This window comes from Roseburia sp. AF20-18LB (assembly GCF_003461185.1).
GTDB lineage: Bacteria > Bacillota > Clostridia > Lachnospirales > Lachnospiraceae > Roseburia_C > Roseburia_C amylophila.
On sequence record NZ_QTWP01000004.1, the window covers coordinates 118801 to 132088 of the forward strand.

The following is a 13288-nucleotide window of genomic DNA, read 5'->3' on the forward strand; positions in this document are numbered from 1 at the left end:
TCTTCCTCTTTCTTCTTATTTCCCCTGTTCTCTTGCGATGATATAAATCCGTTCACTGCAGGCTGTCGGTTCTTTTCCCGTCTCTACATCAAAGACACCTTCCCATTTCATACCAGCTTCTTCGATTAATTTTCGTACAGTTTCTATCTCATACGCCCGCTGAAAATGTGTTTCTTCATATCTCCGGAACAAATCATCCTCTTCTTTGATAAAAAGTGTTAAATCATACTGATTGACCTGTTCCTCCGGGTCATAATAATTTTCCCAGATAAAGCTGCTGTCCTCTCTGGTCTCGCAGAAGCTGTTGTCTCCTAAGAGTTCCTCATATTTATATCTGGTATTCATATCGAAAATAAAGATTCCGCCCGGGTCGAGATAATTATTGACCAGGGAAAATACCTGTCTCAAATCCTCTTCTGACAGGATATAATTCATGGAATCGCAGACACTTACTACTGCCCGGATGGTTCCATACAATTCAAACTCCCTCATATCCTGAAGAAGATACAGTATCTCTGTATTTTCCATGCTATATTCTCTGGCTACCGAGAGCATTTCCTCGGAATTGTCCACCCCAATCATATCATAACCTTCTGCCGCTAAAAGTCTCGTCATCCTTCCGGTTCCACAGCCAAGTTCCAAAAGCAGGCCATCGTTTATTCCCTCTGCTTTTAATATGTCCACCAGATATTTTTTCCATGCTTCGTAAGGGACATTGTCCATAAATGTATCATAAACTGTTGCAAATTCTGTATATGCTTCCACACAACCACTCTTTCTGTCCTATTCTTCTGTAATACTAACAATTTTCCCTGATAAAAGCAAGTAGTCGCGCCCTAAGGCTTGATTATTTTTCCCTAAAACTTTATACTTAAAATCATAACACTACTGGGAGGAATTATGACAAACCAATTAGACCACTATATATCCAACCACATCAAAAGTCTTTACCGGCATAAGCTTTTTTCGCCGATTCTATATATGATACTGTTGATTGTTCTTTGGATTATCTTTCCCATCGGCACCATCTTAAGTCCGAAGGTTATCAACGAAAAAACTTCTCTTGATAAATTATATAAAGAGAATGACCGGTATGTCAGTATTACGCTGACGGATTTAAAATTTACCGGATACACACAGGAAGTCTTAGGGCAGACCCATGGATATTACTACTATACGATTCAGGATGGGTGCTGTAATATCGTACTGCTCTCTCCGAAGACCAGCGAAGAGGGACTTCCGAATATTAACAAAGTAACCGTTCATGCCAAAATCCAGACCGCAACCAAATCCTACCATACCCTGCTTTCTAAAATTGCAGCAGATTTGAACTGGACAGACAGCGGTATTTACGGAGAAAGCTCCTCCTATTATATCAGTGAGCCCGGTTTCCGTTACGGCTTCAGTATCTTTCTGATTCTGCTTTTTGCATGCAGTGGACTTTATGCCATTTTCAGTATCATATGTTATTTTGTATACATTCATTTTCCATGGCTGTCACCGCCCTGCCAGCAGCTTGCCCGGTTCGGTTCTCCGAAGACTCTTCTTATGCAGGCAGAAGAAGAACTGGCGACACTGCCACAGCTGGCTACGGAAGATATGTTTATTACCGAGCATTTCTTTATTGAAATCTCTACGGATGGAATTGCCTTTGTTCCGATTCAGGAAATCATCTGGCTTTATAAACATTCCACCCTGCACAAGTTCTTCTGGTACCATTTCAGTATCTCCTATACGCTGTGTATCTCTGCGAAAAAGCACTTATACATCCAGTGTCCGAAGAACTTAAAATCCGATATCGACGGTATCATCGACTACTTAGCAGAAGCAAATCATGATATTCTTGTAGGCTTCAACGAAAAGAACCGCCTGAAGGTACAGGAAATTCAGGGAACACCATTGCAGTTTGAGAAGTTTATTGCACTGTTGAAAAAAAGATTATAAAAAATATGGGAATTCCGCATTACGGACTTCCCATATTCCTGGTATTTAATATTACCGGCAGGATGTGCTGATTGATTCAATGGCTACTGCCCCGCCACGCACTACTTCGATGGTCCTGAAGCGGCGTTTTAAAAGAGCTATCAGTTCATTGTTGCGGCGTTCTGTCAGCTTGCACTCTAACAATACGCTGTCTTCCCCAATATCTGCCACATCTACTTTAAAGGTTGTTGCAATCTGAAATACCTCCGCTTTATCTTCCACGCTGCAATGCAGCACTTTTGCAAAAAGAATCTCTTTCATATGGATTGGTACATTGGTTAAATCAATTACCTTAATGACCTCTACCATACTGTTTAACTGCTTCTTAATCTGTTCAAATGTAATATCATCACTGGTTACACAGATTGTCATACGGGACACACTCTCATCTTCCGTGGTTCCTACGGTAAGACTCTGGAGGTTATAGGATTTGCCGGAAAAAAGTCCGGAAACCTTCGCCAGTACACCAACCTGGTTTTCTACATATAATGCAATCCATCTGTTTTTCATACCAACGTTCCTCCTATTTCAAAATCATCTGGCTCATTGCAGTTCCACTCTTAACCATCGGAAGTACAATGTCCTCTGTTGCAATCATAAATTCTATTACGGTAGAAGTCTTTTTATTCTTCTTTGCCTCTTCGAAGGCTGCATTCATTTCTTCGGTGTTCGTTACACGAATACCCTTTGTGCCATAGCTTTCTGCCCATTTCACAAAATCCGGTTCATATACCGGGCAGTCTTTTCCCGGTCCCTTACAGTTGCTTGGACATTCCTTATGCTGACGCAGGCAGGTTGCAGAATAACGTTTTCCGTAGAAAAGCTGCTGCTGCTGGCGAACCATGCCAAGATAAAAATTATTTAAAATGCAGACAATTACCGGTGCATCCTGGCATACTGCAGTTGCCATTTCCTGCATATTCATCTGGAATCCACCATCTCCGGTGATACAGATAACCTCTTTTTCCGGACAGCCGATTTTTGCTCCGACTGCTGCCGGGAATCCAAAGCCCATTGTTCCAAGGCCCCCTGATGTAATAAAGGTTCCGCCACGTTCCATCTCAAGATACTGGGTTGCCCACATCTGATGCTGCCCAACATCTGTTGCAATAATGGCTCCTTTGAAATGCTCATTGATTCCTTCCATAATCATCTGTGGGGAAAGTCCCTTATCTCTTCGCATTTCCAGAGGATTTTCTTTGTTCCATTCCTCAATGCGGGCTATCCAGGCTGTTGTTTTCTTCGGTTCTGCCCACTCTGATAATTTTTCCAGTGCGGTTCTTGCATCTGCTACTACCGGTACATCCACCACAACGTTTCTGGAAATGGATGCTGTATCCACATCCACATGAACAATTTTTGCCTTTGGCGCAAACTCATTCAAATCGCCGGTAATGCGGTCATTGAATCTTGTTCCGATGGAAAATAATACATCACACTCAGAAACTGCCATATTGGCTGCATATCTTCCATGCATACCGCAGTTTCCCATATAATAAGGATTGGATGTGCCAATGGCTCCTTTTCCCATAATGGTGGTAACAACCGGCACCTGCATTTTAGTAACAAATTCATCAAAAATATCATTGGCACGGGCAATGTTGATTCCGCCTCCGGCAAGAATCAATGGTTTCTTGGCACTCTTTAAAAGCTTATATGCCTTTTTCAACTGTCCGATATGTACGCCTTCATTTGGCTTGTAACCACGAATCTGCACACTCTTTGGATAATCGGATGGTCCACTCTCTAACTGGATATCCTTTGGGATATCCACAAGAACCGGTCCCGGTTTTCCGGTGGTTGCAATGTGAAATGCCATGCGGATTATTTTTCCCAAATCTTTTCTGTCCCGAACGGTTACGCCGTATTTTGTTATGGAACGGGTCATTCCTACAATATCAACCTCCTGAAAGGCATCATTTCCAATCAACGGAAGTGGCACCTGACCGGTAATACAGACAAGCGGAATGCTGTCAAAATGCGCATCTGCGAGTCCTGTAATAATATTGGTGGCACCCGGTCCGCTGGTTACCAGGCATACGCCTGGCTTTCCGGTAGCTCTCGCATATCCTTCTGCCTCATGAATCAGTCCCTGCTCATGTCTGGGAAGCACCAGGTGAATATCATCCTGTTTATATAATTCATCAAAAAGGTCGGTGACCATTCCGCCCGGATAGCCAAATATGGTATCCACGCCTTCTTCCATCATCGCCTTTACAAATAATTTTCTTCCTGTAATATCCATCTAACGTCCTCCTCTATATCAATCCCATGGTCTTAAGAATAAAAATCCAGCCAGTTAAGGTAAATGCTCCCAAAAGCGTTGTTGTCACAATAATACTTGCTGTCAGCACACCATCATTTTTCATGTTCTTTGCCATAATATAGCAGCTTGGTGTAGTCGGTGATGCAAGCATAATCAGAATTGCAATCATTTTTTCTCCGGTAAATCCCAAGGCTGCTGCCACCGGAAGTAATAAAAGCGGCTGTATCACAAGCTTGATTGCAGATGCTGCAAGGGTCGGTCTGATTTTTGCCAGGGCCTTTCTTCCCTCAAAGCCTGCACCCAGTGCAATCAACGCCAGTGGTGTTGCCATCTTTGCCACATTCTCAATGGTCTTATCTACCATGGTAGGAAAATCAAGGGACAATAATGCTGCCACCATACCAAAGGCAATTCCAAGGATAATCGGATTCTTTAATATGTTAAGAAATGCTTTCTTGATTCTGCCACCATGTACTGCCTCTTCTCCCGCTCCATCTTCATTGGCTTCAAAGGTCAGTACAATAACAGAAAAGATATTATAAAGCGGCACTGCCCCGATAATCATCAATGGTCCCATGGCAGAACTGCCATAAATATTTTCTATAAATGCCAGTCCCATGACTGCGGCACTGCTCCGGAAGGAGCTTTGCACAAATGCACCACGGATGGATTTATCCTTTACAAAAAGCTTTGTAGCTCCCCAGATTACCCAGAAACAGGCGGTACTTGCCAGTGCACAGAAAAGCACATATTTCAAATCAAAGATTTCCCGGATATTTACCGTAGAAATATCCCGAAATAACATAAATGGCAAGGTCACCTTAAAATTAAACTTATTCGCCACCGTTACAAAATTATCATTGAGCATACCAATCTGCTTTAAGATATAACCGATTACCATCACAAGAAAGATTGGCATGGTGGTATTTAAACTGAAAATAAGATTATTCATTTCTTACACGTTTCTTTCTGCTTATCTTATTCTTTCATATTTTAAGAAGTAATACTCCAGATCAAAATAGGTCTGTTCATCACTGTCTTCTGTAATCTGCCATTCTTCCTTTTCATCCAGATTCGGGAAATAGGCATCTGCATCATATGCATAGTCAATCTTCGTAATATGTGCTACATCGCACTCATCCAAAAGCTGACGATAAATGCTTTCACCGCCAATAACATAGACATCCTCACTGTTATACTGCTCTAACTCTTTATGCAGTTCGTCTAAATCATGCACCACAATGGCATCCTTCACTTTATAATTCTTATCACTGGTCAGTACAATATTGACACGGTTCTTAAGAGGCTGTCCATTTGGAAAGCTTTCCAAGGTCTTACGTCCCATGACTACCACTTTCCCGGTTGTGGTCTGACGGAAAAATTTCATATCATCCGGAATGCTTACCAGTAATTTATTCTTATAGCCAATTGCCCAATTAGCATCTACTGCTGCGATTAAATTCATCTCTTTCACCTGCTCCTTTTATATTGCGATTGGAATATCCTGAATCTGTGGTCCTGTCACATAATTATCAAGACGTACATCATTTCTGGTAAATTCATAAAAATCCTTTACATCCGGATTCAGCCAGAATGTCGGTGCGTCATACGTCGGTCTTTGAATCAGTTCCTTTATAATAGGAATATGCCGGTCATAAATATGTGCATCTGCAATCACATGCACTAACTCTCCCACACGCATATCGCACACCTGTGCCAGCATATGCATCAGTACTGCATACTGGCAGACATTCCAGTTATTGGCAGCTAAGATATCCTGGGAACGCTGATTTAAAATTGCATTCAAAGTCAGCTTATCGTCCCCCTTCTTCTGAGTTACATTAAAGGTCATGCTGTATGCGCATGGATAAAGATGCATCTCACTTAAATCCTGATGTACATATATGTTGGTCATGATTCTTCTGCTGAAAGGATTGTTCTTAAGGTCATAAATCACACGGTCTACCTGATCAAACATTCCTTCCTTATATTTATGCTTTACTCCCATCTGGTAGCCATATGCTTTTCCAATGGAGCCTGTCTCATCTGCCCATTCATCCCAGACATGGCTGTGTAAGTCATTGACATTATTGGACTTCAACTGCCAGATCCATAACATCTCATCGGTACAGCTCTTGATTGCTGTCTTTCGTAATGTAATTGCCGGAAATTCTTTGGATAAATCATACCTGTTTACCACACCAAATTTCTTAATTGTATAAGCACTGGTTCCATCCTCCCAATGTGGGCGGACCTTTTCTCCTTCTGTACTTACCCCGTTGTCCAATATATCCTGACACATATCGATAAAAATTTTATCTGCCAGACTCATGCTGCGGCACCTCCTGCGCTAGTTTTTTCACTGTTTAGAGTATATTCTAAATTAATATTGTATCGGATAATCCCACCAAGCGCAAGAGTAGAAAATTTAACATTACAAATTTATGATTGCAGCTTGTGCATTTTCTTTTTCTCCTGCAAGTTGTCTTATCAATTTTTATTATTTTATATATTATGTAATCTTAAAATCTTTCTTTTAAGATTTATGTTAATTTGTTTTCTGATTTTATTATTTTTTAGAAGAAGGGAATATGCCGGACTGGGGGATGGGCGGAAGAATTGGTCTATCCCAATATGAACCGGTCTGTTCTAATATGAATTGAATTATCGTAGTATGATTGGTTTTTATTTTATCAAAATTTATTATGTCTTGTTTTAATTTCAAGAATTCTTCATTGATTCTCGTCTCTTTATTGCATTGCATTTTTAAGTATAGAAAAAGTACCCGTAAATTTTTCTGTTTTTTACGGATACTTTTCTTATCTTTCTATTTTGTCGATTCGTTAAATCATTTTTTAACTTTATGCTTCATCTATGGCTTTTCCAATGTCATGGCGCATATACTTGTTTTCGAAGTCTACCCACTCCGTTGCCTTATAAGCATTGGCTCTTGCTTCTTTTAAGGTAGCTCCCTTGGCTGTGATGCCAAGTACACGGCCTCCGTTAGTTACAATTTTTCCTTCCTCATTTAACTTGGTTCCGGCATGGAAACAGTAGTAACCTTCTTTGCCATCAAAGTTCTCAAGGCCTTTGATTTCAAATCCTTTTTCATATGCCACCGGATATCCGTCAGATGCAAGAACAACGCATACGGCTGCATTATCTTCAAACTGTAAATCAATGGTATCTAATTTACCGTCTACGCAGGCTTCCATTACATCAATGATGTCATTTTTCATTCTCGGAAGAACTACCTGAGCCTCCGGGTCACCAAAACGGGCATTGTACTCTAATACCTTTGGTCCATCCTCTGTCAGCATCAGACCGAAGAAAATAACACCTACAAATGGTCTTCCTTCTGCTGCCATGGCATCTACGGTTGCCTGATAGATATATTTCTTACAGAAATCATCTACTTCTTTGGTATAGAAAGGACTTGGAGAGAAGTTACCCATTCCACCGGTATTTAAGCCCTGGTCTCCATCTTTGGCACGTTTGTGGTCCTGTGCGGAAGACATAATCTTAATGGTCTTGCCATCTACGAAAGAAAGCACGGATACTTCACGGCCTGTCATGAACTCTTCTATTACCATATGGTTGCCGGCAGAACCAAATTTCTTATCTTCCATGATTTCTTTTACTCCGGCTTTCGCTTCCTCTAAGGTGTTACAAATCAGAACACCTTTACCAAGTGCCAGTCCGTCTGCCTTTAATACGATTGGCATTTTTGCAGTTTCCAGATACTCCAATGCCTTTTTCGGGTCATCAAAGGTCTCATATCCTGCGGTCGGAATGTTATATTTCTTCATCAAATCTTTGGAAAATGCTTTGGATCCCTCTAAGATTGCAGCATTCTTTCTCGGTCCGAATACTTTTAATCCTTCTGCTTCAAATACATCTACAATTCCACCGACCAATGGATCATCCATTCCTACAATGGTAAAATCAATCTCTTTTTCCTTTGCAAAAGCTACCAGCTTGTCAAATTCCATGGCTCCAATGTTCACACATTCTGCCAGCTGTCCGATTCCGGCATTGCCCGGTGCACAGTAAATCTTATCTACACGGCTGCTCTTTGCTACGCTTGTCACAATTGCATGCTCTCTTCCGCCGCTTCCAACTACTAATACGTTCATGTTAATCCTCCTGTTTTCTGCAAAAACCAGCTAGTGTACCAACTTATGACACACTATCTGGTTTTCTATTTATGCGGGTAATTCTACTTCGTCTCTGGCAGAATTCTCACCCTGCCATCTTCTACCTCTACTCTTCCATTGGCAATTAAATCAATTGCCTGTGGCATGATCTTCCACTCTGCCTGTTCCATCACACGACGCTGCAGAATCTCCGGCGTATCATCCTCTTCAACTGCAACTGCTTTCTGTAAAATGATTGGGCCGGTATCTGTTCCTTCATCCACAAAATGCACCGTAGCTCCTGTTACCTTCACTCCACGGGAAAGTGCTCCTTCGTGAACTTTCAATCCATAGAAGCCTGTTCCACAGAAAGATGGAATCAGGGATGGATGAATATTGATTATCCGGTTGCGGTACTGTGCAATCATTTCCGGTGGAATTACCACCAAAAATCCTGCCAGCACAACCAAATCTACTTTATATTCATTCAATTTTTCTAAGAAATCAGCATTGAATGCCGCCCGGTTCTCATAGGATTTCGGAGAAATGCAAAGTGCCTTGATATTATGTTTTTTTGCACGCTCTAAGGCATAGGCATTTGGATTATTACTGATTACCACTTCTATCTTTGCATTGGTAATGGTTCCATTATCCATGGCATCGATAATTGCCTGAAGATTGGTTCCACCACCGGATACTAATACTGCAACTTTTAGCATAATGTAACACCCTTTTCTCCGTTTTCAATCTTACCAACAACATATGGCTTGTCTCCGGCAGATTTGATTGCTTCCATGGTTTTATCTACATCTTCCGGTGCAACTGCGAGTACCATACCAAGTCCCATGTTGTAGGTATTGTACATCATTTTCTCTTCTACATTTCCCTCTTTTGCCATCAGGGTAAAGATTGGCGGAATCGGATAGCTGTTCTTTTCAATCACTGCATGTTTTCCTTCCGGAAGCATACGTGGAACATTTTCATAGAAACCACCGCCTGTGATATGGCTGCAGGCTTTTACACGGATGCCGGCATCTTTGATGGCACGCAGTGCTTTTACATAAATTCTGGTTGGTGCAAGTAATGCTTCTCCCAAAGTAGTTCCCAGTTCTTCATGGTATGTATCAAGGGTTTCTTTATCCATGGTAAAGATTTTACGAACCAGTGAAAATCCATTGGAATGTACTCCGGTTGATGCCATACCAATCAGAACATCACCGTCTGCCAGGGTCTCGCCGGTAATCATATCTTTCTTATCACATACACCTACTACAAATCCAGCCAGGTCATATTCATCCTCTGCCATCAGACCCGGATGCTCTGCAGTCTCTCCACCAATTAATGCTGCATCAGACTGAAGACAGCCTTCTGCTACACCTTTTACGATGGCTGCAATTTTCTCCGGATAATTCTTACCACATGCAATATAATCTAAGAAGAATAATGGTTCTCCACCTGCACAGGCAATATCATTTACACACATTGCTACTGCATCAATACCGATGGTATCATGCTTGTCCATAATCATGGCGAGCTTTACTTTCGTGCCACAGCCATCTGTTCCGGATAACAGTACCGGTTCTTCCATTTCTTTAATCTTCTCTAATGAAAATGCTCCGGAAAATCCGCCCAGTCCTCCAAGAACCTCTGGACGCATGGTCTTCTTTACATGCTCCTTCATCAGTTCTACGGACTTATATCCTGCCTCAATATCCACGCCTGCGTTCTTGTAATCCATTGTTCTTCCTCCTGAAATTATTCTTTATCTTGCTCTTTATTTTTTCAGTGCAAGTATGGAAATGCTTCGCATTTCCATACTACGGGCTTTCGCCCTATCAGACCTACAGAACCTGCCACCGGCAGCTTCTTACGGATGCTTGGCAACCTTATAAGCAGCCCGTTTGGACTGCCAGCAGCCCAACGGACTGCTTATAAGGTCTGGCACTGCTCAATGCTACTTACATTATAACGTCATTTGCTTATAAAGACCAATTATATATAGTAATACCACTAATTAGTTTTTCTAATTAATGGTATCTAGTTGCTTATTTCTACTTATAATTTACTTTTATTTCAATCGGGTTGTCCCATCTAATATGGCATGGGTCAAAGTATCTCCCTGATAGGATAATTTCAACGAAAAGAAACTCTCCCTCTCTTCTAACAGCCTGAAAAATATCTTATCACCTTCCCAGATAGGCAGATTATATACTTCTTCCTTTGGCATCCATTCCAGTGTTCCTTCGTTGCACTCGGTCATCGTACCGTGGAATTCATCTGCCGTATAAAGAAACATATATTCTGTCGGCCACGCATCGGAATCAAAAGTTACCACGCCCCGCAGCCGATAGGCATCCAAAGTAAGCCCGGTTTCTTCTTTTACTTCCCGAAGCAGGCATTCTTCCGGAGATTCTCCGGCTTCAAAATGACCGCCAACACCAACCCATTTATCTTTATTTACATCATGGCTTTTCTTCACCCGGTGCATCATCAGGTAGCAATTTTCCTTTTCTATATAGCAAAGCGTTGTATTTTCCGAACGTCTTTCTTCCATTTTTCTTTCTCTCTTCCGCTTTCTTTTTTACTTTCTTCCATGACTCTATGGTTCTATGCCGCTATCCGAAGCTTCCGGAAGCATACTTTGAAATAAATAATCTCGGCAATTGCTGTAATCGACCAGGAAAATGCATACAAAAGATATAAGGATGCAATGGTTCCAAAATATACAAAAATTGTATATACCCAGATTACACGGAATACGCAGGAGCCCATGATAACAATAATGGTCGGCACAATGCTCTTTCCAATTCCGCGGGATGCCGCAATAGTGCAGTCCATAAATGCGGAAAGTGCATAGGAAAATCCCATAATCTTAATCCGCTCCATTCCGGCTTCAATTACCTCCGGTTTGCTGGCAAAAAGAGACAGGAACTGTCTTCCGAAAACCACCAGCAGCCCACCAAAAATTACGCCTGCCAGAAACGAATACAATAAACTGATGCGGTAACTTTTTATCATGCGTTCCCTGTTTCCTGCCCCCATATTCTGTCCCATGAAACTGGCGCATGCCGTATAAAATGCTGTCATAATATTAAAAATCAGCGTATCTGCATTGATTGCCGCTGAATTGCCGGACACCATAACCGCATCAAAGGAGTTGACTCCGGTCTGCACAAAAAGATTTGCAATTGCAAAGATTGCATTCTGCATTCCGCCCGGAACGCCAAGCATCAGCACACTTTTCGCCGCTTCCTTATGAAAACGCAGTCTGGAAAAGTAAAGCCTGCAGCTATCCTTTCTCCGGCACAGATGAGAAACCACCAAAATAGCTGACACATACTGAGCAATAACGCTGGCAATTGCCACTCCGCCTGCTGCCATATTACACTGGATAACAAAGAAAAGATTTAATAACACATTTAACACACCGGCAATACTCAGATAAATAAGTGGAAGCTTCGTCTCGCCGGATGCACTTAAAACACCATTTCCAAAATTGTAAATTGCAAGTGCCGGAAGCCCCAGTGCATAAATCCGAAAATATAGTACTGCGCCATCCATAAACTCTGATTTTGTATGTAAAATGTTTAAAAATGGCTCCGCAAATATATTACATATCAGGCACAGTATAAGTCCTGCCACCAGACAAATCAATGCCGCCGTGTGCACGGTTTCTTCCGTTCCCTTCGCATCGCCTACGCCCAGTTTATGCGCTACCCTTACATTAACACCGCCACCCATTCCAATCAGGAAGCCGGTAAATAAGGACACCAACAGCGTGGTCGAGCCAACCGACCCAAGGGGGATATATCCTGCATATTTTCCTACAATTGCTACGTCACTTAAATTAAATAATACTTCTAATATCTGAGAACACATCAACGGTATGCTAAAGAGGAAGATGTTCTTCCATAAAGAGCCGGATGTCATCCCGATACTTTTTCTTCTGCTTTCTGCTTTACTGCTCATAATTTTATTTCACTTTGGTTGGTTTGCTGTTCCTTTCCTGCCATATATCTTCTTTGATAATAATCCATTGTACGATAATCTATTACATCACGCAATCCTCTTACTTTTCCATAGTTAAAGAAGGATAAGCATCAAGCATAGACTGTCTTGCTTCTTTTAAAAATTGTACTACTCGTTCCATGATGTAATCCATTCTTTAATATCTTTTATAATCTACGTCACGTCATAGGAAGCCTTGTCGTTAGCAGAAAGACAGAATTGTTACTGAGCTTACATACGCATACATAACATCGCCTTTCGTGTTATGGGCTAACAGGTATCCTTAACCACTTATTTTATAGCAAATTCTTCAACGAATATATAGCAGTTAATGTGAACAGAACGAAAATTTTTTGATATTCTCGCCTAAAGTTACACAGAAACGCTCATCCACTGTTAGTCGCAAAAGTATATTTTCAACAAATCTGTTGTTGCTTTGTCATTTATGACAGCCCGTCCTATTGTTATGCCATTGCTGATGATAATATATTCTCCGTTTTCATATCTGGCATTTACCAAATCATCTTCCCTTTTTAAGTCTATACATATACTTGATATAATTCCACAAATCTCCTCTTGTGAGCTTCCGCTTTTTATCTCATAAGCATAATCCGCATCTCCTATCTCATTCAGATCAGTTACCAAACAATACTCCGCTCCATTCATCAGCATTTCTTCATTCAAAGTGGGTAATTGAGCCGTCTTATACTCATTAAATAAAAAGATAACTACAAGCGCAATGAATGCCGGAAAAAAGATACCGCCAAACCGCTGTGCATAATTTTGTTCTTCCCACCGCTTGCCATGACCACCAAACAGCGGTATTTTCATCTGCACCAAACCTGCTCCTATACTTACAAGCAAAAAATAAAATATAACTTTTATCAAAGACTCA

Annotated in this window: 13 protein-coding genes; 1 reads left to right on the plus strand and 12 read right to left on the minus strand. The window is 41.3% G+C overall.

From position 1 onward, the window contains the following. Positions 1-15: 15 nt before the first annotated feature. Positions 16-765, minus strand: coding sequence for a class I SAM-dependent DNA methyltransferase (locus DWX65_RS09565; protein WP_118173347.1), 750 nt, complete (start codon positions 763-765; stop codon positions 16-18). Positions 766-900: 135 nt separating this feature from the next. On the opposite strand from DWX65_RS09565, the gene DWX65_RS09570 reads away from it, so the two are divergent. After that, positions 901-1944 (plus strand): DUF6709 family protein, encoded by a 1044-nt coding sequence (locus tag DWX65_RS09570; RefSeq protein WP_022243394.1) that lies wholly within the window; start codon positions 901-903, stop codon positions 1942-1944. A 51-nt stretch (positions 1945-1995) separates the two neighbouring features. Here the strand turns inward: DWX65_RS09570 and ilvN are convergent, their stop codons facing one another. The 11 genes from ilvN to DWX65_RS09625 form a co-directional block, all read right to left on the minus strand. Then, entirely contained in the window at positions 1996-2493 is a 498-nt protein-coding gene (gene ilvN, locus DWX65_RS09575; RefSeq protein ID WP_117698016.1) for an acetolactate synthase small subunit, read from the minus strand. 13 nt (positions 2494-2506) lie between these two features. Next, the gene (gene ilvB, locus DWX65_RS09580) at positions 2507-4228 is read right to left on the minus strand and encodes a biosynthetic-type acetolactate synthase large subunit (protein ID WP_118057713.1); all 1722 of its coding nucleotides are present in this window, start codon (positions 4226-4228) and stop codon (positions 2507-2509) included. A 13-nt stretch (positions 4229-4241) separates the two neighbouring features. Further along, positions 4242-5201, minus strand: a complete 960-nt coding sequence (locus DWX65_RS09585; RefSeq protein ID WP_118173348.1) for an AEC family transporter — start codon at positions 5199-5201, stop codon at positions 4242-4244. Between the two features lie 21 nt (positions 5202-5222). Next, positions 5223-5714 (minus strand): dihydrofolate reductase, encoded by a 492-nt coding sequence (locus DWX65_RS09590; RefSeq protein ID WP_117841761.1) that lies wholly within the window; start codon positions 5712-5714, stop codon positions 5223-5225. Positions 5715-5732: 18 nt separating this feature from the next. Beyond that, positions 5733-6581, minus strand: a complete 849-nt coding sequence (thyA, locus tag DWX65_RS09595) for a thymidylate synthase (protein ID WP_117698015.1) — start codon at positions 6579-6581, stop codon at positions 5733-5735. 529 nt (positions 6582-7110) lie between these two features. Next, positions 7111-8385 carry a phosphoribosylamine--glycine ligase gene (gene purD, locus DWX65_RS09600; protein WP_117841760.1) on the minus strand — a complete coding sequence of 425 codons (1275 nt, stop codon included), beginning with the start codon at positions 8383-8385 and terminating at the stop codon, positions 7111-7113. Between the two features lie 83 nt (positions 8386-8468). Further along, positions 8469-9104 carry a phosphoribosylglycinamide formyltransferase gene (gene purN, locus DWX65_RS09605; protein ID WP_118173349.1) on the minus strand — a complete coding sequence of 212 codons (636 nt, stop codon included), beginning with the start codon at positions 9102-9104 and terminating at the stop codon, positions 8469-8471. Beyond that, positions 9098-10123 (minus strand): phosphoribosylformylglycinamidine cyclo-ligase, encoded by a 1026-nt coding sequence (purM, locus tag DWX65_RS09610; RefSeq protein ID WP_118173350.1) that lies wholly within the window; start codon positions 10121-10123, stop codon positions 9098-9100. Before purM ends, purN begins: the two co-directional genes overlap by 7 nt. Positions 10124-10453: 330 nt before the next feature. Further along, complete coding sequence (locus DWX65_RS09615; RefSeq protein ID WP_118173351.1) at positions 10454-10939, minus strand: NUDIX hydrolase; 486 nt, start codon at positions 10937-10939, stop codon at positions 10454-10456. Positions 10940-10992: 53 nt separating this feature from the next. Beyond that, the gene (locus tag DWX65_RS09620) at positions 10993-12354 is read right to left on the minus strand and encodes an MATE family efflux transporter (RefSeq protein ID WP_118087732.1); all 1362 of its coding nucleotides are present in this window, start codon (positions 12352-12354) and stop codon (positions 10993-10995) included. A gap of 435 nt (positions 12355-12789) precedes the next feature. Next, positions 12790-13224 (minus strand): hypothetical protein, encoded by a 435-nt coding sequence (locus DWX65_RS09625; protein ID WP_227710007.1) that lies wholly within the window; start codon positions 13222-13224, stop codon positions 12790-12792. Positions 13225-13288 lie beyond the last annotated feature (64 nt).